Annotated in this window: 20 protein-coding genes; 9 read left to right on the top strand and 11 right to left on the bottom strand. The window is 64.7% G+C overall.

Translation table 11 applies throughout. The features are described from left to right. Positions 1-345 precede the first annotated feature (345 nt). Entirely contained in the window at positions 346-1,794 is a 1,449-nt protein-coding gene (locus tag AB5Y59_RS05075; protein ID WP_323930110.1) for a catalase, read from the bottom strand. 152 nt (positions 1,795-1,946) lie between these two features. On the opposite strand from AB5Y59_RS05075, the gene AB5Y59_RS05070 reads away from it, so the two are divergent. Both AB5Y59_RS05070 and AB5Y59_RS05065 read left to right on the top strand, forming a co-directional pair. Then, positions 1,947-2,435, top strand: coding sequence for a GNAT family N-acetyltransferase (locus tag AB5Y59_RS05070; protein ID WP_010675925.1), 489 nt, complete (start codon positions 1,947-1,949; stop codon positions 2,433-2,435). Then, a complete protein-coding gene (locus AB5Y59_RS05065; protein ID WP_213320794.1) occupies positions 2,432-3,289 on the top strand; it encodes a GyrI-like domain-containing protein in 858 nt (285 codons plus the stop codon). Before AB5Y59_RS05070 ends, AB5Y59_RS05065 begins: the two co-directional genes overlap by 4 nt. 69 nt (positions 3,290-3,358) lie before the next feature. Here AB5Y59_RS05065 and AB5Y59_RS05060 read toward each other — a convergent pair whose 3' ends face one another. Further along, positions 3,359-4,258, bottom strand: coding sequence for a DMT family transporter (locus tag AB5Y59_RS05060; protein WP_042864813.1), 900 nt, complete (start codon positions 4,256-4,258; stop codon positions 3,359-3,361). Positions 4,259-4,367: 109 nt separating this feature from the next. Continuing rightward, a complete protein-coding gene (locus tag AB5Y59_RS05055; protein WP_039040139.1) occupies positions 4,368-4,808 on the bottom strand; it encodes a DUF2214 family protein in 441 nt (146 codons plus the stop codon). Positions 4,809-4,918: 110 nt separating this feature from the next. Between AB5Y59_RS05055 and AB5Y59_RS05050 the strand changes: the two genes are divergently transcribed. Further along, positions 4,919-6,523 (top strand): diguanylate cyclase, encoded by a 1,605-nt coding sequence (locus tag AB5Y59_RS05050; protein WP_368211580.1) that lies wholly within the window; start codon positions 4,919-4,921, stop codon positions 6,521-6,523. A gap of 23 nt (positions 6,524-6,546) precedes the next feature. Here AB5Y59_RS05050 and AB5Y59_RS05045 read toward each other — a convergent pair whose 3' ends face one another. From AB5Y59_RS05045 to AB5Y59_RS05020, 6 genes are all read right to left on the bottom strand, one after another. Further along, entirely contained in the window at positions 6,547-7,206 is a 660-nt protein-coding gene (locus AB5Y59_RS05045) for an HAD family hydrolase (protein ID WP_323893110.1), read from the bottom strand. 65 nt (positions 7,207-7,271) lie between these two features. Further along, positions 7,272-8,279 carry an ABC transporter ATP-binding protein gene (locus tag AB5Y59_RS05040; protein ID WP_268453158.1) on the bottom strand — a complete coding sequence of 336 codons (1,008 nt, stop codon included), beginning with the start codon at positions 8,277-8,279 and terminating at the stop codon, positions 7,272-7,274. A 6-nt stretch (positions 8,280-8,285) separates the two neighbouring features. After that, the gene (locus AB5Y59_RS05035; RefSeq protein ID WP_161469736.1) at positions 8,286-9,062 is read right to left on the bottom strand and encodes an ABC transporter permease; all 777 of its coding nucleotides are present in this window, start codon (positions 9,060-9,062) and stop codon (positions 8,286-8,288) included. Continuing rightward, positions 9,055-9,951: an ABC transporter permease subunit gene (locus AB5Y59_RS05030; protein WP_268453159.1), complete on the bottom strand. Its 897-nt coding sequence runs from the start codon at positions 9,949-9,951 to the stop codon at positions 9,055-9,057. Before AB5Y59_RS05030 ends, AB5Y59_RS05035 begins: the two co-directional genes overlap by 8 nt. Further along, positions 9,951-10,784, bottom strand: coding sequence for an alkaline phosphatase family protein (locus AB5Y59_RS05025; RefSeq protein WP_210538786.1), 834 nt, complete (start codon positions 10,782-10,784; stop codon positions 9,951-9,953). Before AB5Y59_RS05025 ends, AB5Y59_RS05030 begins: the two co-directional genes overlap by 1 nt. A gap of 10 nt (positions 10,785-10,794) precedes the next feature. Continuing rightward, positions 10,795-11,841 carry an ABC transporter substrate-binding protein gene (locus AB5Y59_RS05020; RefSeq protein ID WP_319885079.1) on the bottom strand — a complete coding sequence of 349 codons (1,047 nt, stop codon included), beginning with the start codon at positions 11,839-11,841 and terminating at the stop codon, positions 10,795-10,797. A gap of 183 nt (positions 11,842-12,024) precedes the next feature. On the opposite strand from AB5Y59_RS05020, the gene AB5Y59_RS05015 reads away from it, so the two are divergent. Continuing rightward, positions 12,025-12,837 (top strand): UTRA domain-containing protein, encoded by an 813-nt coding sequence (locus tag AB5Y59_RS05015; protein WP_368211578.1) that lies wholly within the window; start codon positions 12,025-12,027, stop codon positions 12,835-12,837. Positions 12,838-12,883: 46 nt separating this feature from the next. Here AB5Y59_RS05015 and AB5Y59_RS05010 read toward each other — a convergent pair whose 3' ends face one another. Beyond that, on the bottom strand, positions 12,884-13,648 hold the full coding sequence (locus AB5Y59_RS05010; protein WP_010675913.1) for a helix-turn-helix transcriptional regulator: 765 nt from the start codon (positions 13,646-13,648) through the stop codon (positions 12,884-12,886). A gap of 443 nt (positions 13,649-14,091) precedes the next feature. Continuing rightward, the gene (locus tag AB5Y59_RS05005; protein WP_010675912.1) at positions 14,092-15,006 is read right to left on the bottom strand and encodes a LysR family transcriptional regulator; all 915 of its coding nucleotides are present in this window, start codon (positions 15,004-15,006) and stop codon (positions 14,092-14,094) included. Between the two features lie 257 nt (positions 15,007-15,263). On the opposite strand from AB5Y59_RS05005, the gene AB5Y59_RS05000 reads away from it, so the two are divergent. The 5 genes from AB5Y59_RS05000 (at position 15,264) to recB (ending at position 24,004) form a co-directional block, all read left to right on the top strand. Then, entirely contained in the window at positions 15,264-15,596 is a 333-nt protein-coding gene (locus AB5Y59_RS05000; RefSeq protein ID WP_368211576.1) for a hypothetical protein, read from the top strand. Between the two features lie 30 nt (positions 15,597-15,626). Next, positions 15,627-16,313 carry a pirin family protein gene (locus AB5Y59_RS04995; protein WP_104453210.1) on the top strand — a complete coding sequence of 229 codons (687 nt, stop codon included), beginning with the start codon at positions 15,627-15,629 and terminating at the stop codon, positions 16,311-16,313. Positions 16,314-16,396: 83 nt separating this feature from the next. After that, a complete protein-coding gene (locus AB5Y59_RS04990; protein WP_010675909.1) occupies positions 16,397-16,789 on the top strand; it encodes a DoxX family protein in 393 nt (130 codons plus the stop codon). Between the two features lie 232 nt (positions 16,790-17,021). Then, positions 17,022-20,378 carry an exodeoxyribonuclease V subunit gamma gene (gene recC / locus AB5Y59_RS04985; protein ID WP_368211575.1) on the top strand — a complete coding sequence of 1,119 codons (3,357 nt, stop codon included), beginning with the start codon at positions 17,022-17,024 and terminating at the stop codon, positions 20,376-20,378. Continuing rightward, the gene (gene recB, locus AB5Y59_RS04980; RefSeq protein WP_368211574.1) at positions 20,378-24,004 is read left to right on the top strand and encodes an exodeoxyribonuclease V subunit beta; all 3,627 of its coding nucleotides are present in this window, start codon (positions 20,378-20,380) and stop codon (positions 24,002-24,004) included. Before recC ends, recB begins: the two co-directional genes overlap by 1 nt. Positions 24,005-24,011 lie beyond the last annotated feature (7 nt).

Here is a 24,011-nt window from a genome sequence, read left to right as displayed (position 1 = left end):
GGGAAGAGCGCGAAGCGCGTTCCGTCCGGGATTGATACTGCATTGAAAAACGGAGCCTCGGGCTCCGTTTTTATTGGTGACTAAAAGTGCATTACCGCAGGCAGGTTTATTACCACAGGTGGATAATGGTGCCGCTCTGCCAGTGCACAACGTCGTTGCCGCCGTGAGCTGGCGGTACAAACCCTTGTTGGCAAGGGAGGGAAGCGCGAGGGCGCTGCTTCCGGGATGGATACGGCATGGAAAAACGGAGCCCTGGGCTGCGTTTTTCATTCATCAAGACCGTCATGCGAGAACGGGGGCCATCAGGCCCCCGTTTTGCTTTTGCAGAGGTTGGCTGCCTGCGACTCAGCGCTGCAGGGCGGCCAGGGCCAGCTCGACCCGCTTGGCGTACTCGGGGTCGGCCTGCTCGAAGTGCCTGAGCTGGGCCGTGACGATGGCGTCATCCTCCACATTGATGAGGGAGCGGGCCAGGTTGGCGGCGAGGCGGGCGCGCTGCCCCTCGTCCATCAGGCGGAAGAGATCCCCCGGCTGGCTGTAGTAGTCGCTGTCGTAGTCACGAAAATCGTAGTGCAGGGCAGCCCCTTCCAGACTCAGGGCCGGTTCGTGCTGCTCGCTCGGCTGCTGGGTGCCGAAGCGGTTTGGTTGGTAGTTGGGGCTGGCGCCACCGTTGCTGTCCGCCCGCATGGCGCCGTCGCGGTGGGCACCGTGGTGGAACGGGCAGCGCGGGGCGTTGACCGGCAGCAGGCCGTGGTTGACGCCGAGACGGTAGCGCTGGGTGTCACCGTAGGAGAAGAGCCGCCCCTGCAACATGCGATCCGGCGAGAAGCCGATGCCGGGCACCACGTTGGCCGGGGTGAAGGCGGCCTGCTCCACGTGGGCGAAGTAGTTGTCCGGGTTCTGGTTGAGTTCCAGCACGCCCACCGGGATGAGCGGGTAGTCCTTGTGGGGCCACACCTTGGTGAGGTCGAACGGGTGGATCGAGTAGGTCTGGGCTTCGGCCTCTGGCATCACCTGCACATAGACCTTCCAGCGCGGGAAGTCCCCCCGTTCGATGGCGTTGAACAGATCTGCCTGGCTGGTCTCTCTGTCCTGACCAACGGCGGTGGCCGCCTCTTCATCGGTGTAGAAGCTGTGGCCCTGCTCGGTCTTGAAGTGGAACTTGACCCAGAAGCGCTCGTTCGCGTCGTTGATGAAGCTGAAGGTGTGGCTGCCGTAGCCGTTCATCTCCCGCAGGCTCCTGGGAATGCCGCGATCGCTGAAGAGGATGGTGACCTGGTGCAGGGATTCCGGGTGGCGGGACCAGAAGTCCCAGGCGGCGGTGGCGCTGCGCAGGTTGGTGCGGGGATCCCGCTTCTGGGTGTGGATGAAGTCGGGGAATTTCAGGGGATCGCGAATGAAGAACACCGGGGTGTTGTTGCCCACCAGATCCCAGTTGCCCTGCTCGGTGTAGAACTTGAGGGCGAAGCCGCGCACGTCACGCTCGGCGTCGGCGGCCCCCTTCTCGCCGGCCACGGTGGAGAAGCGCAGGAACACCGGGGTCTGCTTGCCGACGGCGTTGAACAGGTCGGCCTTGCTGAAGGCGCTGATGTCGTGGGTCACGGTGAAGGTGCCGTAGGCGCCCGAGCCCTTGGCGTGCACTACCCGCTCGGGAATGCGCTCGCGGTCGAAGTGGGCGAGTTTCTCCATCAACCAGATGTCTTGCATCAGGACGGGGCCGCGGGGGCCGGCGGTGAGGCTGTTGTTGTTGTCGACGACGGGGGCGCCGTTGGCGCTGCGCAGGGTCTTGTCGGTCATGGCGGGTCTCCTTGTGATGAGTCGCCAGACTAGGTGAAGTGGGGGAGCGGCTCCAATGGAGTGTGCCTAACCCTTTGATTGGTTTCGCTGATGGGGGTGGAAACAGACGCCAGCATTGCGGCAAGATGGGATTCAGCCAATCAGGAGGTCTCATGTCCATCACCATTCGCCGCGCCGGGCCGGAAGATGCCGCCGCCCTGCGGGATCTTCACGCCATGCCCCATGCCCAGGCGGGCACCCTGCAACTTCCCTTCCCCTCCCTGCAGCAGTGGGAGCAGAAGCTGACTCCGCGGGATGGCATCTACAGCCTGCTGGCGGAGTGGGAGGGGGAGGTGGCGGGCGCGCTGGTCCTGATGGTGGAGCCGGCCCCCCGCCGCCGCCACGTGGCGAGCATCGGCATGGCGGTACACGATGACTGGGCCGGGCGCGGGGTGGGCACCGCCCTGATGCAGGCTGCGCTGGATCTGGCGGACAACTGGCTCGGCTTGACGCGGGTGGAGCTGACGGTCTGGGCCGACAACCAGGCGGCCCTGGCCCTCTATCGCAAGGCGGGCTTTGTGGAGGAGGGCGTTGCCCGGGATTACGGCCTGCGTCATGGGGTGCTGGTGGATGCCCTCTACATGGCCAGGGTGCGCCGATGATCGACTATCGCGAGCGCCTGACGCCGGTGCTGCGGGCACTGGAGCAGGATCCGGATCTCTCCATCGAGGCGCTGGCGAGTCGCGCCTGCCTCTCCCTCTACCATTTCCACCGGGTGTTCACCGCCGTGGTGGGGGAGGCCCCCGGCGAGATGTGCCGCCGCCTGCGGATGCAGCGGGCGGCCTGGCAGCTCTGCTACACCGATGCCAGCGTCACCGCCATCGCTCTGGGGGCGGGACTTGGCAGCTCCCAGGCTTTCGCCAAGGCGTTTCGCCGTCACTATGGTTGCACCCCGGGGGCGTTTCGCCGCGACAAGGGCAAGAATGGACACCTGGATCGCAAGGAAGGACACGCATGGCAAGGGGCACTCCCTTATGCTGAAGGCCACTCATCAGCAAGGAGCAACACCATGAACACCGTCGAGATGGACGCCCGCACCCTGGCCTATATCCGCGTGACCGGCCCCTATGGCGAAGGGTATGACGCCGTCTGCCATCGTCTTCACCAGTGGGCCGCGCCCCGTGGCCTGGAAGGAGGAGAGTGGATCTTCATCTACCACGACAACCCCGAGGTGACGCCGCCGGCCCAGTGCCGCACCGACATCGGCATCAGCGTGCCGGTGGGCACCCTGGGGGCGGGGGAGGTGGAGATCCAGCACATCCCCGCCGGACGCTACGCCCAGTCCCGCTACCTCATCACGGATCGCAGCCAGTACGGGGAGCGCTGGCAGGAGCACATCGGCGATATCGTCGCGGCCGGGCTCGCCTTTGGGGACGGCCCCTGCTTCGAGCTCTATCACAGCGTGAGCAATGACCCGCTGCGGGATGACGTGAGCTTCTGCTCCAGCGTGCGCTAGGCAGGCGGCAATAAAACGAGGCGCCCAAGGGCGCCTCGTTTTATTTGGGGTCAATGACCACCGCAGATATCAGGGCTGGCTGGGCACCTTGTTTCGGCGGGACTTCCACCACCAGCGCAGGCGGATCTGGGAGATGAGCATCCCCGCCAGCATCAGGGCACAGCCGACCACAGCCCGTTCGTCCAGATGTTCCCCCAGCAGCAAGACACCGCCGATGGCGGCGAACACCGTCTCCAGGCTGAGGATGATGGCGGCATGGGCCGGATGGGCACCGCGCTGCCCCACCACCTGCAGGGTATAGCCGATGCCGACCGAGACCAGACCGGCGTAGAGCAGCGCCTGCCAGCCCGCCACGGCACCACTCGCCGTCGGGGTCTCGATGACGAAGGCCGTGGCCAGGCTGAGCAGGCCGCACACCACGAACTGCACCCCGGCAAGGCGAATGGGGGCGACCCGGTTCGAGTAGTGATCCAGCACCAGCAGATGCACGGCCCAGAACAGGGCCCCGATCACTTGCAGCAGATCGCCGTAGCCGATGGTGAACTCCTCGGTGACGCTGAGGTAGTAAAGCCCGGCCATGGCGATGAGGGCGCCTACCCAGGTGTTGGCCCCGGTCTTGTGGCGCAGGGCCAGGCCGATGACGGGGACCAGGATGATGTAGAGGCCGGTGATGAAGCCCGCCTTGGCGGCCGTGGTGTAGAGCAGCCCCACCTGTTGCAGGGAGGCGGCGGAGAAGAGCACGGTGCCGGCGATGAGGCCCCCGGTCAGCAGCAGGCGGTGATCACCGGCAGGCTGGGGCGGCTGGCGTGACTTGAGCCACCACAAGAGCGGCAGCAGGGAGAGGGCGCCCAGCAGGAAGCGCAGGCCGTTGAAGGTGAAGGGCCCCATGTGATCCATCCCCAGACGCTGGGCGACGAAGCCCAGCCCCCAGATGGCGGCGGCCATCAATAACATCATGTTTGAACGCATACGGAATCATCCCTGAGAAAGAGTCTCGGCGGCACTCGGGCCCCGCCATTACGATACCTGCGAGAAGGGGCGTTTGTCGTCAGCCATTTGTTGCCGGGCGAGGGCAGGATCAGCGGCTGGCCAGCTTGGCGAGCAGGGGCAGCAGGGCGAGCAGCAGCAGGTTGCCCCTCAGGATCCAGATCACCCAGAACTGCTGCTGGGTGGAGACAAGGGGAGCCCGTCCCTGGCGCAAGGATCGGCGCCAGTGGTGGAACAGCCGGCTGGGGTAGCCAAAGCTGATGGCCATGGCGAAGAACATCAGCAGCTTGGTGCGGTAACCCGGATTGGCAAGCAGGATGGCCGGTGGCTGGGGATGGGCGACCACCAGCAGCACGCCCGTGATGAAGATGAGCAGCAGGGCCAGGGCGGCCAGGCTGTCAGCCAGCAGCAGCTTACGCACCTGCTCGATGGACATGCCGCGCCGGAACAGGAAATACTCCGAGGTGATGGCACCGGTCAGGGTGATCACGGCGCAGTAATGGAGGGCAGTCAGCAGTTCCGGTTTCAACATCCAGGCCAGTTCCTTCTCGTTGGCCACCTGATGCGCTTCCCTTTGGACGCCATCAGGTGGGGCTGATATTCTGACACTACACGATGTCAGGGGATAGCATGGAGTCAGGGTTGGATAAGCGAGCAGTCTCCAAAAAGACCTGGTCCCTGGTGGCACGGATGCGCCTGGGCCTGCTTCTGCTCTTCATTCCCGTCCTGATGCTGGGCGCCATCTACTACCTGCACATGGAGCGCAGCCTGCAGCAAGAGCTGCAACAGCGCCTGCTCGCCACCAATCACCAGTTGCGCCACGTCTTCATCGAACCCTACCTGAACGAGATGGAGCGTCAGTTCTCCCTCATCTACGACCAGGTCAAGGTGGAGGACATCAGCGGCCCCCGTCTGCGCAACACCGACTCCTATCTCAGGGAGTGGCGTCTCTACAAGGGGGTGATGGCGGATCTCATCTACATCTATGTGGGCACCGCCGAGCGCCAGATGCTGATCTACCCCGAATGGCAGGCGGATGCGGACTTCGATCCCAGGGTGCGCCCCTGGTATCAGCTGGCCAGCCAGCATGTGGGCAAGATGGTCTGGACCGAACCCTACTACGACTACACCAACGGCACGCTGGTGATCGCCCTGGCGCGGGCCATCACCGACAAGGAGGGCAAGGTGCGGGGGGTCTTCGCGGTGGATGCCATCCTGGCCCCCTTCTCCGCACAGCTGAACCGGCAGTGGAACAGCGGCTACCAGATGATCGTCAACCAGTCGGGCAAGGTGCTGGCCCACCCCGATCCCTCACAACTGCTCAAGCCCATGACCCACCCGACCTGGCTCTCCCGCTTCAGCGGGGAGGACGGCATCTTCCTGGATCAGGCGTCTCGCCAGTTCGTGGCCTACAGCCGCCTGCCGGACCACAACTGGGTGCTGATCAGCGTGTTGCCCGCCTCCAGCATCCAGGCGGTGGTGGCGAGCGCCTCCCTCAACGTGCTCGGGACCATCGTGCTGGCCAGCGTGCTCTACATGGTGCTGGCACTGATCTGGTCCCGTTATTTCAGGCGGATGCTGGACGAGATCTCCACCGTGATCCGGGCCAGCCGGACCCAGCCTGACGAGGTGCACCAGGGGGGGATGCGCGAGCTCAGGCACGTCTATGCCGAGCTGGCGGAGGTGAGCAAGGATTATCACGAGGTGCGCCAGCAGGCGAACCTCGACAAGCTGACCGGCCTTTACAACCGGCGCTTCTTCGACGAGCGGTTGAATCGGCTGCTGCTCGATCAGGACAGCTTCTGCCTGGCCATGATCGATCTGGACGGTTTCAAGCGGATCAATGATACCTATGGCCACCAGACCGGGGATGTGGTGCTCAAGCGGGTGGCCAGCTTTGGCGCCAAGCTGCTGGGGGATCATGGCTGGGTATGCCGCTATGGCGGGGAAGAGCTGGTGGTGCTGTTCGCCAATCCGGATATCCACTTCTGCCAGATGCTGCTGGAGCAGTACAGGATTGGGGTGGCCTCCCTGCACTGGCGTGAACCCGGTCTTGGGATCACCTTCAGCGGCGGCCTGGTGGCGAGTGCCCCCGGGCTTGGGGCCAGGAGCCTGCTGACCATGGTCGATGCCGAGGTCTATCGCGCCAAGGGTGACGGCAAGAATCGCATCTACATGGTGGATCCCCTGGCTCCCCGGGACGACTCGCCCTCAGGGGATGGCATGTTGAGCAAAGAAGAGGCCTGAGGGCCTCTTCTTCATTGCGCGGATCAAGGGTGCAACTGCCAGGTCCAGAGGGGCCAGCCCAGCTCCTCGGCGCACTGGCGCAGGGCGGGGGCCGGATTGACCGCATGGGGATGGCTCACCGCCTGCAGCATGGGCAGATCGTTGTGGGAATCGCTGTAGCCAAAGCTCCCCTGCCAGAGGTGTTCCTTTCCGGCAAAGAGCTGGTTGATGCGGGCCACCTTGCCTTCGCGAAAACTCAGGGTGCCGCGGGTCTGGCCGGTCAGCATGCCGGCTTCCTCGTCGAGCAGGATGGCCACGCAGTGATCCATCCCCAGCATCTGCGCCATGGGAGCCACCAGATGCTCGCCGGAGGCGGAGATGAGTATCAGCTCGTCGCCACGCTGGCGGTGCCACTCGATGCGGGCCAGCCCCTCGGGGTAGAGGCGCTCCCGCAGCACCTGTTCGGCAAAGCGTGTGCAGAGGGAGTCGAGCCACTGGCGCGTCCTGCCTGCCAGCGGTTGCAGGGTGAAGGCCATGTACTGGTGCATGTCCATCTTGCCCTGATGGTAGAGGGACATCATGGCCTGCTCCTCGGCCACCATGCCCGCCGGGGCCAGCTCCTGGGCCACCATGTACTCCAGCCAGAGGCTGGCGGAATCCCCCGCTATCAGGGTCTCGTCCAGATCAAACAGTGCCAGGGCCATGGCTGCTCCTCGGGTTGGCTGCCAGCATCGGGGTACTGGCTGAAAAATGAATGGGATTCATGGCGTTATGCTACCTCACAGAGTTGATCCCGGGCCACCACCAGGGTCACGGCGCTGCCCACCGGCAGCAGATCGCCGGCACGGCGGTTGAGGCAATCCACCGTCAACAGCCCCGCCTCGCACTCCACCTGATAGCGGATGACGTTGCCGAGCAGCTGCTGCTGGCGAACGATGCCGGGCAGGCTGGGCTCGTGGCTGACCGCCCCGGCGGGCAGCAGGGTGATGGACTCCGGCCGCAGCGCCAGCTTGCCGCGAAAGCGCGGGCCGAACAGGGATTTGGCCTGCTCGCCATCCAGCAGGTTGTAGTTGCCGATAAAGCCCGCCACGAACTCACTGGCGGGACGGGTATAGATCTGCTCCGGCGTGCCGCTCTGGACGATGGAGCCCTTGTTCATCAGGAAGATCCTGTCCGACAGGGTCAGTGCCTCCTCCTGATCGTGGGTCACGAAGATGGTGGTGAGCTCGAGGCGCTGCTGGATCGCGCGGATCTGCTGGCGCAGGCTGCGGCGGATGCGGGCATCCAGCGCCGAGAGCGGCTCATCCAGCAGCAGGATCCGCGGCTGCACCACCAGCGCCCGAGCCAGCGCTACCCGCTGGCGCTGGCCGCCGGAGAGTTCGCTTGGATAGCGGCGCTCGAAGCCGGTCAGCTCCACCAGCGCCAGCGCCTCCTGCACGCTGGCGGCGAGATCCCGCCCCGGCTGGGGCTTCATCTGGAGGCCGAAGGCGACGTTGTCCCACACCGTCATGTTGGGAAACAGCGCATAGCTCTGGAACACCATGCCGATGCCCCGCTTCTGGGGTTCCTGCCAGGTAATGTCCTCACCGGCCACCCGCACCTGACCGCCATCCACCGGGGTGAGCCCGGCCAGGGCCCGCAGCAGGGTGGATTTGCCGCAGCCGGAGGGGCCGAGCAGGGTCACCAGCTCCCCCTTGCGGATGCCGAATTCAATCCCCTCGAACACCTTGGTGTCGCCGTAGGATTTGTGCAGTTGATTCACTTCTAGATGGAACATGTTGATTCACCGATGAAATCTGTTGGCTGCCCAGGTGAGCAGCAGGGTCAGCAGGAAGTAGCTCATCACCAGGGCGCTGGTGAAGTGGCCCGAGGTGGCACGCATGTTGTAGAGGTAGACCTGCAGGGTTTCGTAACGGGTGCCCACCAGCATGTTGGCAAACACGAACTCCCCGAGCAGGAAGGAGAGGGAGAGAAACAGCGCTGCCAGCAGCCCCTTGCGCAGGCAGGGGATCACCACCAGCAGGAAGGCGCGGGCGCTGCTCGCCCCCAGCAGGTGGGCGGCATCCATCAGATCTTTCAGCGGCACCCCCTGCAGGCTGTTGGCCAGCGCCCGGTACATGAAGGGGAGCACCACGGTGAACCAGGTGCCGATCAGGATCCAGGGGGTGCCGATGATGGGCAGGATGCCGTCGGCGTAAATCTGCAGCAAGCCCACCGAGGAGACCACGGGCGGCACCGCGAAGGGGAGCAGGATCAAGAGGTTCATCCAGGGATCCAGTCTGGGGAAGTAGTAGGCCACCACCAGCACGGTGGGCACCAGCACCAGGGTCCCCAGCAGCAGGGTGGCGAAGCAGACCAAGAGGCTTCGGCCAAAGGCCGCCAGAAAGCGCGGGTCGCCCCACAGCTTGAGATACCAGTCGAGGGTGAAGCCATCCGGCAGCAGGGTCGCCCCCCAGCGGGTGGAGATGGAGTAGAGAAAGGTGGCCAGCAGCGGCAGCAGCAGGGTGGCGACCAGCGCCCCCAGCACCCATCTGGGCCAGCGCGGCGTCAAATCATGCATGGGATTGCCCCTTGTTCACATAGCTCTTTTTCAGCAGCCACTGGTTGGCGGCCGTCACCACCCCCAGCAATACCATCAGGATCACCGCCAGTGCCGCCGCCAGGTTGGGCTCGAGGAAGATGTCGCCGGAGACCAGACTGGCCACCCGGATGGTCACCAGATTGAAGTTGCCGGTGGTGAGGGCATAGGCGGAGGCATAGGCTCCCACCGCGTTGGCAAACAGGATGATCAGGGTGCCGAGCAAGGCGGGCGTCAGCACCGGCAGCGCCACGTGCCACACATACTGCCCCCTGCTCGCACCCAGCAGGGCGGCGGCCTGGGGCCACTCCTCCTGCAGGGCGTCGAACGCCGGGTAGAGCAGCAGCAGGGCGAGGGGGATCTGGAAGTAGGTGTAAATCAGGATAAGACCGCTGCCCGAATAGAGGTTGAAGCCATCGATGAGGCCCCAGGATTTGAGCAGCAGGGTCACCGCGCCATTGATGCCGAGCACGATGATGAAGGCGAACGCCAGCGGCACGCCGCTGAAGTTGCCGGTCATGGTGACGAAGGCCAGCAGCACCCGCTTGACCCGCTCGCCGCTGTGGCGCAGCGCCGCCGCCCCGAGGGTGCCGATGGCGAGCCCCGCCAGGCTGGCGATGCCGGCAATGCGCAACGAGTTGCCGAAGGATTGCAGGTAGAAGGGGGAGCTCAAAATCTCCCGGTAGTGGTCGAGACCCCAGCCATCAGGGGTCTGGACGCTGCCCACCAGCACCCACACCATGGGGGCGAGCTGGAACAGGATCATCAAGAGGACAAAGGGCAGCAGCACCAGAACGGGCAGCCAGTGGCGGCGCACCCGGCGTGGCTTCACCTGTTGATCCGCGAGGATCTCGGTGGTGGCAGGCATCATCAGTGCACCTCGCGCATAAAGGCCGCCTTGAGCAGCGGGGGGGCTGCCGGCTTGTCGTGGGGAACTCCCAGCAGATCCGCCATCAGGGCGCAGAGCTGGGTCTGGGCGATCGCCACCCCATCCGGCCAGCGCTCGACGAACGCATCGCCAAAGAGCCAGAGTGGCACAGTGCGCTCCTCGGCCAGGGTGCCGCCATGGCTGAGATCGTTGTTCATGCCGTGATCCGAGGTGATCATCACCTGATACCCCTCTGCCAGCCACTGGGGCAGCAGGTCGGCAAGCAGGCTGTCCATGCGGCGAGCCTGATTGCGGTACTGGCGGGAATGGAGGCCGAACTGGTGGCCCGCATCGTCCACCCCCATGGGGTGGATCAGCAGAAAATCGGGGTCGTACTGGCTGCGCAGCCACTCGCCGTCCATCAGCAGGTGGCTGTCGGGGTAGCCGTCATCCCAGTAGAAGCAGCCGTGCTGGATGGGCAGTTGCTCATCGTGAGTGAAGCGATCGCGGGCCGCCAGCCAGGGGCTCTGGTTGTAGAGCTCGCTCACCCAGTGGTAGGCCGCCGCTGCGGTGCGTTTGCCCGCGGCCCGGGCCAGATGGAAGATGGAGTCATGCCGGCTCAGGCGCGTCACCCCGTTGTGGGTGATGCCGCTCGCCACCGGCGGCACGCCGGTCAGGATGCACTCGTAGAGAGGGCGGGAGAGGGAGGGCAGGGCGGCACTCAGGGTCGTATGCAGGCCGCGCTCTGCCTCCACCATGCCACAGAGGTAGCCCATGCAATGGGCTACCTCTGCTGCCAGGCCATCCACAAGTACCACTATCACCTTGTGTTGCACTGGCCACTCCTTACTGCATGTTGATCATGACGGTTTCCTGCCACTGGCGCGGCAGGGCCTTGGAGCTCTGCTCCCAGGCGGCGTGATCCTGCACCGGCTTGGCGTTGGCATACTGCTCGGTCGGCAGCAGCTTGGCCTTGACGTCATCCGGCAAGGTCACGTTGCTGCGAATGGGGCGGGCGTAGCCACGGGCCAGGTTGATTTGACCTGCATCGGAGAGGATGTATTCCCGCGCCAGCTTGGCGGCGTTGGGGTTCTTGGCCCACTTGTTGATGATGGTGGTGTAGCCGGCGATGACGGAGCCGTCGCTCGGGATCACCACATCAAACTTCTTGGGGTCGATCTGGTCGCGGTAGTTGAGGGCGTTGAAGTCCCACAGCACCCCCACTTCCACTTCGCCTTTCTCGATGTTGGCGATGGTCGGGTCGTTCAGCGACAGACGGCCCTGCTTGGCCAGCTTGCCGAACAACTCCAGGGCGGGTTTCAGATTCTTCTCGCTGCCGCCGGTGGCATAGGCCGCCGCCAGCACGCCGTTGTTGGCCTGGGAGGCGACGCCCACGTCACCCAGGGTCACCTTGTAGTCGCCACCCAGCAGGGATTGCCAGCTGGTGGGGGCGGCCTTGACCAGATCCTTGTTGATCAGGAAGGCGATGGTGCCGGTATAGGCCAGCATCCAGTGGCCATCCGCATCCTTGGCCCAGTTGGGAATGTCGGCCCAGGTGGAGGGTTTGTAGGGCTGGGTGACACCCTGCTTGACCGCCACCGGGCCGAAGGCGCCGCCCACGTCACCGATGTCGGCGGTGGCGTTGGCCTTCTCGGCGGCGAACTTGGCGATCTCCTGGGCGGAGCTCATGTCGGTATCCTGATGCTTGATGCCGTAGATGCTGCCGAGCTGTTGCCAGGTATCCTTCCAGTTGGCCCAGCTGTCCGGCATGCCGACGCTCTGGAGCTGGCCTTCACCGCGGGCGGCTTTTTCGAGATCCGCGATGTTCTCGGCGGCAAACAGCGGTTGACTGATGGCCACCAGGGCCAGTGCACTTGCGATCACGCTTTTCATCATCCCATCCCTCTGGACTAGGTCAGTTAAGGTTCGAGAGGGATGCTAGAGGGGAAATATGACGGTGGCGGGGCGCTTTGATGGCAGTTTCGTGACAATCGCCCTGTCATGGCGCTGTCATCCCGAGGGGGTACAACTCGGGGTCGACAACCTCTGGTCTACTCCAGTGGTGTGCAAATCCGAATGACCGACAGGGATGTGACAGTGACAGAGCGATTGAGTGAACAGGGGATGGCCGATGGCCGCACACCCTCCAAGTGTGAACAGATTTGCCGGACCCTGCGCCGCTATATCGGCAGCGGACACCTGGCGGCGGGGCAGCAGCTGCCCGCCGAACGGGCCCTGAGCGAGCGATTCGCCACCACCCGCATCACCATCAAGGAGGCACTCTCCAGCCTCGAGGCGGACGGCCTCATCTACCGGGCCGAGCGGCGCGGCTGGTTCGTGGCGCCGCCTCGCCTCACCTACGATCCCGCCATCCACACCCACTTTCACCAGTGGATTGGCGAGCAGCAGCGCACCGCCGAGACCCGGGTGCTGGCTCATGGCAACCAGCTTGCCAGCAGCGAGTTGTGCCGCTGGATGGGTCTGGAACCCTTTACGCCGCTCTACGAGATCCGCCGCCAGCGGCTGATCGACGGTCGCCCCGTGCTCCACGTCAGCCATCACCTGCTGGCGAGCCGTTTCCCCGACATCGCCAGCGCTCCTCTGGCCAGCTCCCTCACCGAGCTTTACCGGCAGCGCTATGGCATAGGCCAGGGCTGGGCGAGCCTCGAGATCACCCCCTCGGCGGCCCGGGGAGAGATAGCCCGCGCCCTCAACCTGGCCCAGGGGAGCGCCGTGCTGCGCTTGGTGCGGGTCAATCATGACGAGGAGGGGAAGCTGGTGGATTGCGACATCGAGCACTGGCGACCGGACGCCATCCGCATCTGCCTGGATACCCGGGCACTGCAACCGCTCGCCATGGGCGCGCGGCAGGTGCAACTGGCAGAGTAGCGGCGTTCTGGCGCTGACATGGCGGATCCCGCAGGATCCACCGGGATCAGTTGTCGATGTTGGGGATCAGATCGTCGAAGCTCTGGTAGCCGCAGTCCGCCAGTTGCAGCGACATGGTGTAGGTCTTGCTGCCCTCCCGCTGGCCGATGGCGGGGCGGTTGAGCTTGAGCTCCTGATGCCAGTACTCCTTCATGCGATCGATCAGCGCCATGGCCTCGCTCTCCCCCAGATGGAGCTGGCACAGCGCCATGTAGTTGTTGGGCCTGTGCATGTTCTCCACCAGATAGTCCCCCAGCACCGACATGGCCTGGCGCGCCTGCTGGCGGGCGAAACGGCTGTGCTGCTCGAAGCTGATGCGCTCGCTGATGAGGAAGTGGTAGCTGTTGTCGATGCCAAGCTGCAGGATGCCGAGTTTCTCCAGCTTGCGCAGATAGAGGTAGCAGGAGGCATCGGTCAGGCCGTACTCCCGCTTGAGATCGATAAGGGTCTTGTCGCGCCAGAAGATGTTGGCGAGAAAGGCATAGAGCCCCGGCTCCTTGTGAAACGCCTCGTCCTGCTCCTGGGTGAAGACGGCCCGGCGGCTCTGGGCATCCTGGGTCCGGTCCAGCAGCTCTTCGAAGGAGAGTCCCACCAGATGGCAGATCTCCAGCAGAGTGTCGAACGGCAGGGAGGGCTTGTTCATCATGCGCTTCACGGTGGCGATGGAAACCCCCATGGCTTCTGCCAGGGTCTGATAGCGGATCCCCTTGTCGGTCAGGGTTTTCTTCAGGGTGTCGAGGATGTGATTGGCCAGTGTCTGGCTGTAGGTCATGCAACTATTCCTTTATCTGCATTTTTAGTCGTGTCAGGAATTGAGTGGTTTGTCTGTATTGGGCTCAAATTTTGACACCTAGAAAAACCAGAGGAGGGTAACCCGGTGATAATGGCGGAAATGGCCTGACCAGTTGTGGTGCAAGGTGGCAGAAAATGACACTCGGTGGTGCATATCCTTCAACCTTTCAACATTTTGCTGGTGATGCATATTACATCGCACATAATTCAACACGAATCGGATTCAATACCTTCCTGGTTGAGAAAACGATTGTTTGCTTCCAATTTAAGGGTTTTTTTAACCGCAAGGTTTTATTCTTTCCTGGCATTGAGCGGAACTCGCAAGAGGTCCGCTTTTTTTCTTTTCTCCGAATCTGAGCCCGTCGTCAAGAATGGGGCGCAGTTTTGGTACTTCCTGCGCCACCGACCCCGGAAGGCAGTCCTTTATTCCCCCTGACCGGCAAACAGCTTGGGGATCTCCCGCACCAGCCAGCTCTTGGCCTTGCCCATGGTGTCCCGCCGCCAGGCCAGCACGACCTGGATCTGGTGGCGATATTCGGGACTGATCACCTTGAGTCTGCCCGCCTTGATGTCCTCTTCAATCCAGCGTTGCGGCATGGTGCCGATGCCGAGCCCCGCCAGCAGGGCGTCCCGCTTCTCCCCCATGGTGCTGACGGTCAGGCGCGGCTGCTTGTCGAGCAGGCGGTAGGTGAGCACCGGCTTGCGCAGTGCCGTGTCGGCCACCGCGATGGCGCGATAGCGGCGCAGGGTCTCGTCCGCCAGGGGCTCGGGTTCCTGATGCAGGGGGTGATCGGGGTGGGCGACGTAGAGCATCACCTCCTCTCTGAGCACCTGGTGCTTGATGCCGGTCATGGCGATATCGGCATTGAGAGAGGAGATGAGCAGGTCGGCGCGGCCATCTTCCAGGCACTCCCAACTGCCCGCCAGCACCTCGGCGCGAAACCTCAGCCGGGTATCGGTCTGTTCGGCCAGCCGATCCACCAGGGGGTAGAGAGCCTGTACCGGCATCAAGGCATCGACGGCGATGGTGATGTCGGTCTCCCAGCCACGGGAGAGGGCCCGGGTCTCCCCCACCAGGTGCTCGGCCGCCTCCAGCAGCACCCGGCCCCGCTCCAGCAGCATGCGGCCCGCCGGGGTGAACTTGGTCCTGTGGCCGCTGCGGTCGAACAGCATGGCGTCCAGCTCGTCTTCCAGCTTTTGTACCGTGTAGCTCAGCGCCGAAGGCACCTTGCCCAGCTCGTCGGCCGCCGCCGCGAAGCTGCCACGACGGTCGATGGCGTCCAGCACCCGGATCGCCTCCAGGGTCAGCGCCCGCTCCTTGTTCGATTCCTTGGCCATATCCAACCTTCAATTTTTTTGAATGTGTTTACCAGATTATCTCGCTAACAACTTAGGGGAAGTCACTTTAATATTCAATCAACGCTTAGGCAGGAACGCCTGGCAGCCAAATAAAAGGTAGTTCCGGGCTGAGACATCCCCAAACACGATGTCTGATGTCAGCAAAAGAACAACATAGTATTTGAATGATCTCTTGCATGGATGCATTGATTCGGGCCCAAGGGGCCTTGGCAATGACATAGAACCCAAGAGAGTGAATGAACATGAAAAACGTAATCAAGATGCTGGCCGTTGCAGGCCTGATGACCGCAGGTGCCGCCCAGGCTTCCGTTCCCGCTGACTTCAATGCCGCCCCGGGCGTGCTGTTCGTCAACTGGAGCGCCACCGCCGCGGTGGACGGCAAGGCCAACCCCATGCTGGAGGTGCGCGACGAGTCCGGTGATCTGCTGGCTTCCGTCCACGCCAACCTGATCGGCACCCAGCAGGTCGCCATCCCGAGCCGCACCCAGGGCAAGCTGACGGTGAGCCTGGGCAACGAAAGCAGCAGCTACCGTATTCCCTTCGGTCTGGGTGACGGTCGCCAGCGTTAATGAACCAACTTGGTCAGTGAGGAGCACACCATGATGAAATTGAGAGCCGCAGAAGCACGGGGCAAGGCCAACTTTGGCTGGCTGGATGCCCGTCACAGCTTCTCCTTCGGTCACTACTATGACCCGGAATGGATGGGACACTCTGCCCTGCGGGTCATCAATCAGGATCGGGTGGCGCCGGGTGGCGGTTTCGCGACCCACCCTCACGCCAACATGGAGATCCTCACCTGCGTGCTGCAAGGCACCATAGAGCACAAGGACAGCCTCGGCCACGCCGAGCAGATCCCGGCGGGGGATTTCCAGCTGATGAGCGCAGGGTCCGGCATCCGGCACAGCGAGTACAACCCCTCGCAGACCGAGCCGCTCTCCCTGCTGCAAATCTGGATCGAGCCGAATGAACACGGCACGACCCCGGGTTATCAGCAGAAGAAGATTGAAAACAAGCCCGGGATGACGCTGGTGGCGTCACCGGACGGCGAGGCGGGATCCTTCAGGATCCGCCAGCAGGCCCGCGTATGGCGGCTGCAGCTTGCCGAAGGGGAGACCCTCGAGTGGGCATTGCAAGGGCGTCATGGTTACCTGCACATGATTTCAGGGGAGCTGACCGGCAACGGTCTGGCTGCCCGACCCGGCGACGGGCTGCTCAGCCGCGACGAGTCGAGCTGGGTGCTCACCGCCTCCAAGGGGAGTGAAGCCCTGCTGTTTGACCTGCCTTGATAGAAAAATCTTGGCGAAATGAATGAGTTAACAATTAGCTTTTACACTGTAAATACCATGATGGTAAGCAAAGGAATATGACGATGGACAAGATGAAAGATGTGGCACTGCTGGTGGGTCGTGTACTGCTGGCGCTGATGTTCGTGATGGCTGGCTGGGGCAAGATCGGCGGTTACGCCGGTACCCAGGGTTACATGGAAGCCATGGGCGTGCCCGGGTTCATGCTGCCCCTGGTGATCCTGCTGGAGCTGGGTGGCGGTCTTGCCATCATGCTGGGCCTGTTTACCCGCAGCCTCTCCGTGCTGCTGGCCGGTTTCACCCTGATGGCCGCCTTCATCTTCCACTATCAGCCTGCCGAGCAGATGCAGATGCTGATGTTCATGAAGAACGTCTCCGTGGCCGGTGGTTTCCTGGCCCTGGCGGCGGCCGGTGCAGGGGCTTTCAGCCTGGATGCCCGCCTCGGCAAGCACTGGTAATACCCTGACGTTTCAAGTTTTCCAACGCCTTTTGGCCGGTGCCCTGCACCGGCTTTTTTGTGCCCGCTTCCCAGGGATGTCATCGGTGTGACGGCGCGCAGTCCGGACGCCACAAGTGCCTTTTGCATCTTATCCCCCGATCCCCGACAATCCCGATTCGCGTGCCGTGACGGGAATGCCAGAGAGTGTCCCCCCGCGCACCCCCTCTTCATGAAATTGGCGGGAGTCGTCCATGTTTACCCTCTACCACTCCAATCAGCTGGATCTGCTCAAGGAGCTGCTGGTGAGCCGCATCCGGCAGGCTCCGCTCTCCCACCCCTTCGATCGGGAGCAGATCCTGGTGCAGAGTCCCGGCATGGCCCAGTGGCTCAAGCTGGAGCTGGCCAAGGCGTTCGGCATCGCCGCCAACATCGACTTTCCCCTGCCCGCGAGTTTCATCTGGGAGATGTTCACCCGGGTGCTGGCAGACGTGCCCCGCCAGAGCCCCTACAACAAGGGGGCCATGAGCTGGCACCTGATGACCATTCTGCCCACTCTGCTCGGCAGACCCGCCTTTGCGCCCCTCGCGGCCTATCTGGGGAGCAGTGACGGGGCGGCGCCGGAGCAGGTGCGGCTCTGGCAGCTCTGCCAGAAGGTGGCGGATCTGTTCGACCAGTATCTGGTCTACCGGCCGGACTGGATCGCCCGCTGGGAAGAGGGGGAAGGATTGAGCCAGGAGCTGGCCGGAGTGAGCGGTCAGGATTGGCAGCCCGAGCTCTGGCGCGAGCTGGTGGCCCGCACCCTGGCCCTCAGCCCCAGCGGCTACCACCGCGCCAACCTCTACGAGGCCTTCATCCACGAGCTGGAGCGCACCCGGGATCTGCCGGGCAGGCTGCCGCAACGGGTCTTCGTGTTCGGCATCTCGGCCCTGCCGCCCCGCTACGTGGAGGCCCTGCTGGCCCTCGGCAGCCGCCCCGAGGTGGAGGTACACCTGTTTGTGACCAACCCCTGCCGCTACTACTGGGGGGACTTGCTCGATCGCAAGACCCTGGCCCGCCTCGAAAACAAGCTCAAGCCCGGCACGGATCTCGAGACCCTGCAGGGCCCCGCCAATCCGTTGCTCGCCTCCATGGGCAAGCTGGGGCGTGACTACCTGCACCAGCTGATGGAGCTGGAGGTGCCGCAGATCGAGGCCTTCGTCGACATCGAGGATCGCGACGATGAGGGCAAGGTCACCTTGCTGCGGGCCATCCAGAAAGACGTGCTGGAGCTGGCGGAACGGGGGGCTGGCGAGTTCAGTCTCGATGCTAGCCACCACAAGAGCCCTGTCAGCCTGGATGACGGCACTTTGCAGATCCACGCCTGCCACGGCCCCATGCGGGAGCTCGAGGTGCTGCACGACCGGTTGCTGGCCCTGTTCGAGCAGGATCCCACCCTCACCCCCAAAGACGTGGTGGTGATGATGCCGGACGTCAACAGCTACGGCCCCTACATCCAGGCTGTCTTTGGCAAGGAGGGCGGCAAGGGGCGGGGCGGGGCCCGCGGCCAGATCCCCTTTGCGATCTCCGATCGGGCGGCGAGCCAGGAGAGCCCGCTGCTGCAAAGTTTCCTCGCCCTGCTCAGGCTGCCGAACGCCCGCTTCGGAGCGGGGGAGCTGCTCGCCATCCTGGAGGTGCCCGCCGTGCTGCGCCGCTTCGAGCTGGACGACGACGAGTTCAACGTGCTGCGACGCTGGGTGCAGGAGACCGGCATCCGCTGGGGACTGGATGACGACTATCCCGAGCGCTTCGCGCTGCCGCGTCTGTCCGGCAACAGTTGGCTGTTCGGCCTGCGGCGCATGCTGTTGGGCTTTGCCATGGGGGACGGGGAGCCGGTGGCGGGGATCCTGCCCTATGCGGACATCGAGGGGCAGCAGGGGCTGATCCTCGGCAAGCTCGCCTGGTTCGTCGACTCCCTGGCGGAGTTTCTGCCCCGGCTGCAACAGGCACAGCCGCTGGCCGAATGGCACGCCTGCCTGCTGGCGCTGCTGGAGCGCTTCTATCTCGCCGACGAGGATGAAGAGCGCCAGCTCCAGCTCATCCGCAGCCAGCTCACCGACTGGCAGGCCCAGCTCGGCGAGGCCCGCTTCGAGCAGGCCATCAGTGCCGACCTCTTGCAGGACTACCTCGGCAGCGTGTTGGGGGAGTCCCGCTCCAGCCAGCGCTTCCTCGCCGGTCAGGTCAACTTCTGCACCCTGATGCCGATGCGCTCCATTCCCTTCCGCCAGGTCTGCCTGCTCGGCATGAACGACGGCGTCTACCCGCGCACCCTGCCCCCCATGGGCTTCGATCTGATGGCAGTGGCCTCGCGGCGCGGGGACCGATCCCGCCGGGATGACGACCGCTACCTCTTCCTCGAGGCGCTCCTCAGTGCCCAGCAGGGGCTCTACATCAGCTATCAGGGGTTCAGCGCCCAGGACAACAGCGAGAAGGTACCCTCTGTGCTGCTGGCGGAGCTCATCGACTACGTGCGCCAGGGCTTCGTGCTGGCGGGGGATGAAGATCTCGACGACGACACCTCGGGCCAGCGGCTGCTCGAACACCTGATCGTGGCGCACCCCCTCACCCCCTACAGCCCGGCCTACTTTTACCCCGAACCCGGCTCCGGTCTCTTCACCTATGCCGCCGACTGGCTGCCGGCCCTGAGCCCCGAGCGGGGGGCCGCCAACTTCCAGAGCGGCGATCTGCCCCTGCCCGCGGAGTGGGGCAGGGAGCAGGGGCTGGAGCTGGCGGAGCTGCTGCGCTTCTATCGCCAGCCTGCCAGGTACTTCCTCAACCGCCGCCTCAAGGTGTGGTTCGAGCTGGAGGAGGCGACCATCGAAGACAGCGAGCCCTTCGAGCTGGACGGCCTGCAGCACTATCAGCTCAAGGCGCTGCTGCTGGATGCCCATCTGACCGAAGGGGAGAGCGAGGCCCGTCGCCACCGGCTGCAACTCTCCGGCCTGTTACCGCAAGGGTGGTTCGGCAGCCTGCTGCTGGAGGAGATCGACGGCGAGATGGGCAAGCTGGCGGCGCGGCTGCGCCCCTGGACGGGGGACAAACAGGCTGTGGAGATCGACATCGCCCTGGCCCAGGGGCAGCTTCAGGGCTGGATAGACACCCAGAAGGGACGAGCGCTGGTGGTCAAACCCGGCAGCTTCAACGGCAAGGATTTGCTGCTGGCCTGGATCCAGCACCTTTGCCTCTCATTGAGCAGCGCCCCCGGCGACACCCTGCTGTTCGATGCCAAACAGAGTCTGCGGCTGCCAAGGCTTGCGGCGGACGAGGCGCGGCCCAGGTTGGCGGCCCTGGTGGCCCTCTGGACCCAGGGGATGAAGCGGCCGCTGCCCTTCTTCCCGAGCACCGCCTGGGAGTGGCTCAAGGCGATCGAGAAGGATCCGGCAAAGCCGGAGGAGGCCGACAAGGCGGCGCTTGCCCGCTTCAACGGCGGCTACATGGTGACGGGAGAGGGGCAGGACGTCTATGTCGCCCGCTGCTTCCCGGAACTTGATGACGAGGTGCTGGCCCAGTTGCAGGGGCTGGCCCGTGAACACCTGACCCCGCTCCATCAGGCGCTGGAGGAGTTGCAATAATGGCTAACCCGCTCAATCCCCTGCGTTTTCCCCTCTATGGCGAGCGGCTGATCGAGGCCTCCGCCGGGACCGGCAAGACCTATACCATCGCGGGCCTCTATCTGCGCCTCTTGCTGGGCCACGGCCCGGTTATCGAACAAGCAGGCGAGGAGGGGGGAGACGCCGGTCAGCCCTGTGCCCACGAGCGGCCCCTGTCGGTGACCGAGATCCTGGTGGTGACCTTTACCGAGGCGGCCACCGCCGAACTGAGGGGGCGGATCCGCGCCCGCATCCACGAGGCGCGCCTCGCCTTTATGCGCGGTAAGGTCGTCGATGAAGACAAAGACCCATTGTTAGCTGGTCTGCTCAAGGAGGTGGAGGATCACGACCTGGCGGCCCGTCGCCTGCTGGCCGCAGAGCGGCAGATGGACGAGGCGGCGGTCTTCACCATCCACGGCTTCTGCCAGCGGATGCTCAGGCAGAACGCCTTCGAGTCGGGCGCCCTCTTTGAAACCGAATTTTTGACCGACGACAGCCGGCTCCGGCTGCAGGCGGTGAGTGACTACTGGCGCGCCGAGTTCTATCCGGTGGATCAGCCCCTGGCCCGGGCGGTGCGAAGGCTCTGGCCGAGCCCCGCCGCCCTGCTGCGGGAGATGGGGAGCTGGCTCGACAACGACGAGCTGGAGATCCGCCCGGTGGCGGGGGACGAGACCCTGGCGGCACGGCACAGTGTCGCCATGGCCCGCATCGGGGCGGTGAAAGCCGGGTGGCTGGCGCAGACGGACGAGATCCGCCGCCAGACCGAGGGGCAGATCAGCCGTTACACCGGCAAGAACTACGAGGGGTGGCTTGCCAAGATTGGCGACTGGGCGCAGGACGAGACCAGCGGCTACGTCCTGCCCAAGGAGCTGGAGCGCTTCGGCCAGCAGGCGCTGGAGGAGAACCTCAAGAAGGGGGGAACGGTGCCCACCCTGCCGCTCTTTGGCGAGATAGACGCCCTGCTGGCGAGCCGTCCCGGCATTCGGGATCTGATCCTGCAACGGGCGGCGGTGGTGGTGCGCAACCGGATGCAGGAGAGCAAGCGCCAGGCCCATCAGCTCTCCTTCGACGATCTGCTGCGGGATCTCGACGGGGCGCTCGGCTCGGGCCTGGGGGAGCGGCTGTGCGAGCGCATCCGCGCCACCTACCGGGTCGCCATGATCGATGAATTCCAGGATACCGACCCCCAGCAGTACCGCATCTTCCATCGCCTTTACGGCGGTCACCAGGACACGGCGCTCCTGATGATCGGCGACCCCAAGCAGGCCATCTACGGCTTTCGTGGCGCAGACATCTTCACCTACATCCAGGCGCGGCGAAATGTGAGCGCCCACTACACCCTGGGGCGCAACTGGCGCTCAAGCCGCGCCCTGGTGGCGGCGGTCAACGGCCTGTTCGAGCGGGCGAAGGATCCCTTCATCTACGAGGCGGACATCCCCTTCCTGCCGGTGGAGGCGCAGGGCAAGAGCCGGGCACTGCTGATCGAGGGGCAGACCGCCCCCGTGCTGCACTGCTGGCAGCTCACCGGTCAGCCCACCTTCAACAAGGGGGAGTACCAGAGCAGGATGGCCCGCGCCACGGCGGCGGAGATCCATCGCCTGCTCACGCTGGCCCGGGAGGGCAAGGCGATGCTCGGCAGCGAGCCGGTCAGGGCCGGGGATATCGCCGTGCTGGTGCGCACCGGCGCCGAGGGCAAGCTGGTGCAGCAGGAGCTGGCGCGCCTTGCCATCGCCTCCGTCTATCTGTCGAACCGCGAGAGCGTGCTGGCCCAGGTGGAGGCGCGGGAGATCCTGCTGATCCTGCACGCCTGCCAGAACCCGAGCGATGAGCGAAGCCTTAGGGCGGCGCTCGCCACCGGCCTGTTCGATCTCGATGCCAGGGCCCTGGACGCGCTGGCCTCGGACGAGCGGGCCTGGGAAAGCGCGGTGCAGGAGTTCATGGGATACCGCGCGGTCTGGCATCGCCACGGGGTGCTGGCCATGCTGCGGGCCCTGATGCACGGGCGCAACCTCGCCGCCTCCTTGCTGGCGAGCCCCTACGGGGAGCGGCGGCTGACCAACTTCCTCCATCTCGGCGAGCTACTGCAACAGGCGAGCGGCGAGCTGGACGGGGAGTACGCCCTGCTGCGCTGGCTCGGGGAGGCGGTGAGCCAGCCCAACGGCCAGGACGGGGAGCAGATACTTCGCCTGGAGTCCGAGCGCAAGCTGGTGCAGATCGTCACCATCCACAAATCCAAGGGGCTGGAGTACCCGCTGGTCTTCCTGCCGTTCATTTGCAGCCACCGCGCCGCCGACACCCCCCTGTTCCACGAAACGGGGGAGGCGGGCAATCGCACCGTGCTCGATCTCACCGGTGCCGAGGAGTCCCTGGCCGAGGCCGACAAGGAGCGCCTCGCCGAAGACTTGCGCCTGCTCTACGTGGCCCTGACCCGGGGGGTCTATGCCACCTGGCTGGGGCTGGCGCCGGTGCGCTCCGGGGCGGGCAAGTCGGAGAAGACCGACCTGCACCGCACCGCCATCGGCTACCTGCTGCAAAAGGGGGAGGAGGGGGACGCCGGGACACTGGCGACCGCCCTCACCGACCTGGCCCAGGCCCTGCCGGGGGTGGCCGTCGGTGAGCCCTCGCTCACCCGCCCGGCCCCGCTGCCCGCCGAAGCGGAGACGCCGGGGGAGCCCAGCGTGCGCGCGTTCCAGGGGCAGCTTGAGCGGGACTGGTGGATCAGCTCCTACTCCGGGCTCGCGGCCCAGGGCAACGGCCACGGCAAGGGGGTGCTGGCCAACCCCGGCTTCGACGACGAGGTGGCCACCGAGGCTGCCGTCACCGTGCAGGAAGAGGAGGCGCCCGCCCCTTCCATCTTCACCTTCCCCAAGGGGGCGCGTCCCGGCACCCTGCTCCACAGCCTGTTCGAGACCATCGACTTCGAGCACGCGAAGGGCGAGTCGCTGGCACAGCACATCGCCGCCCTGCTGACCCAGGAGGGGTTCGACGAAGGCTGGGCCCCCGTGCTGCAACAGCAGGTGGAGGCGGTGCTGGATACCCCCCTTGAGACCGGCCTTGGGGACCCGGTGCGGCTGCGGGATCTGGCCCCCGAGCGCAAACAGGTGGAGCTGGAGTTCTTCCTGCCCATGGGGCGGGTGACGGCACCGGCGCTGACCGCACTCTGCCAGCAGCACGACCCCCTGTCGCGGGACGGCAAGCCGCTCGGTTTTGCCACCGTGCAGGGGATGCTCAAGGGCTTCATCGACCTGGTGTTCGAGTGGCAGGGGCGCTGGTATCTGCTCGACTACAAATCGAACCACCTTGGCATGAGCCCCGCCGATTACGGCCGCCCGGCCCTGGAGCGGGCCATGGTCGAGCATCGCTACGATCTGCAATACCAGCTCTATTCGCTGGCCCTGCATCGGCTGCTCGCCTTGCGGCTGCCGGGCTACGATTTCGACCGGCATTTTGGCGGGGTCTTCTATCTCTTCCTGCGCGGCATGCCCCAGGGGGGCATTTTCCATGCCAGGCCCAGCCGGGAACTGGTGCTGGGGCTGGACGAGTTGTTTAGTAAAGGTGTGACATCTGACGATCATCGTTTAGAGAAATCGAACAAGGCAGAGGCATGAGGGGCGA

Source organism: Aeromonas sp. s10, assembly GCF_040907975.1.
In the GTDB taxonomy this organism is placed as follows: Bacteria; Pseudomonadota; Gammaproteobacteria; order Enterobacterales; family Aeromonadaceae; genus Aeromonas; species Aeromonas caviae.
Note: the sequence above shows the minus strand (reverse complement) of the source record. Positions and strands in the feature narration are given on the sequence as shown.

Coding starts and splice junctions, on each gene's coding strand:
- AB5Y59_RS05070 (WP_010675925.1), top strand. CDS start 1,947: ATGTCCATCACCATTCGCCGCGCCGGGCCGGAAGATGCCGCCGCCCTG.
- recC (WP_368211575.1), top strand. CDS start 17,022: ATGTTTACCCTCTACCACTCCAATCAGCTGGATCTGCTCAAGGAGCTG.
- AB5Y59_RS05065 (WP_213320794.1), top strand. CDS start 2,432: ATGATCGACTATCGCGAGCGCCTGACGCCGGTGCTGCGGGCACTGGAG.
- recB (WP_368211574.1), top strand. CDS start 20,378: ATGGCTAACCCGCTCAATCCCCTGCGTTTTCCCCTCTATGGCGAGCGG.
- AB5Y59_RS05015 (WP_368211578.1), top strand. CDS start 12,025: ATGACCGACAGGGATGTGACAGTGACAGAGCGATTGAGTGAACAGGGG.
- AB5Y59_RS05010 (WP_010675913.1), bottom strand. CDS start 13,648: ATGACCTACAGCCAGACACTGGCCAATCACATCCTCGACACCCTGAAG.
- AB5Y59_RS05000 (WP_368211576.1), top strand. CDS start 15,264: ATGAACATGAAAAACGTAATCAAGATGCTGGCCGTTGCAGGCCTGATG.
- AB5Y59_RS05060 (WP_042864813.1), bottom strand. CDS start 4,258: ATGCGTTCAAACATGATGTTATTGATGGCCGCCGCCATCTGGGGGCTG.
- AB5Y59_RS05055 (WP_039040139.1), bottom strand. CDS start 4,808: ATGTTGAAACCGGAACTGCTGACTGCCCTCCATTACTGCGCCGTGATC.
- AB5Y59_RS05030 (WP_268453159.1), bottom strand. CDS start 9,951: ATGATGCCTGCCACCACCGAGATCCTCGCGGATCAACAGGTGAAGCCA.
- AB5Y59_RS05075 (WP_323930110.1), bottom strand. CDS start 1,794: ATGACCGACAAGACCCTGCGCAGCGCCAACGGCGCCCCCGTCGTCGAC.
- AB5Y59_RS05035 (WP_161469736.1), bottom strand. CDS start 9,062: ATGCATGATTTGACGCCGCGCTGGCCCAGATGGGTGCTGGGGGCGCTG.
- AB5Y59_RS05005 (WP_010675912.1), bottom strand. CDS start 15,006: ATGGCCAAGGAATCGAACAAGGAGCGGGCGCTGACCCTGGAGGCGATC.
- AB5Y59_RS05040 (WP_268453158.1), bottom strand. CDS start 8,279: ATGTTCCATCTAGAAGTGAATCAACTGCACAAATCCTACGGCGACACC.
- AB5Y59_RS04990 (WP_010675909.1), top strand. CDS start 16,397: ATGGACAAGATGAAAGATGTGGCACTGCTGGTGGGTCGTGTACTGCTG.
- AB5Y59_RS04995 (WP_104453210.1), top strand. CDS start 15,627: ATGATGAAATTGAGAGCCGCAGAAGCACGGGGCAAGGCCAACTTTGGC.
- AB5Y59_RS05045 (WP_323893110.1), bottom strand. CDS start 7,206: ATGGCCCTGGCACTGTTTGATCTGGACGAGACCCTGATAGCGGGGGAT.
- AB5Y59_RS05020 (WP_319885079.1), bottom strand. CDS start 11,841: ATGAAAAGCGTGATCGCAAGTGCACTGGCCCTGGTGGCCATCAGTCAA.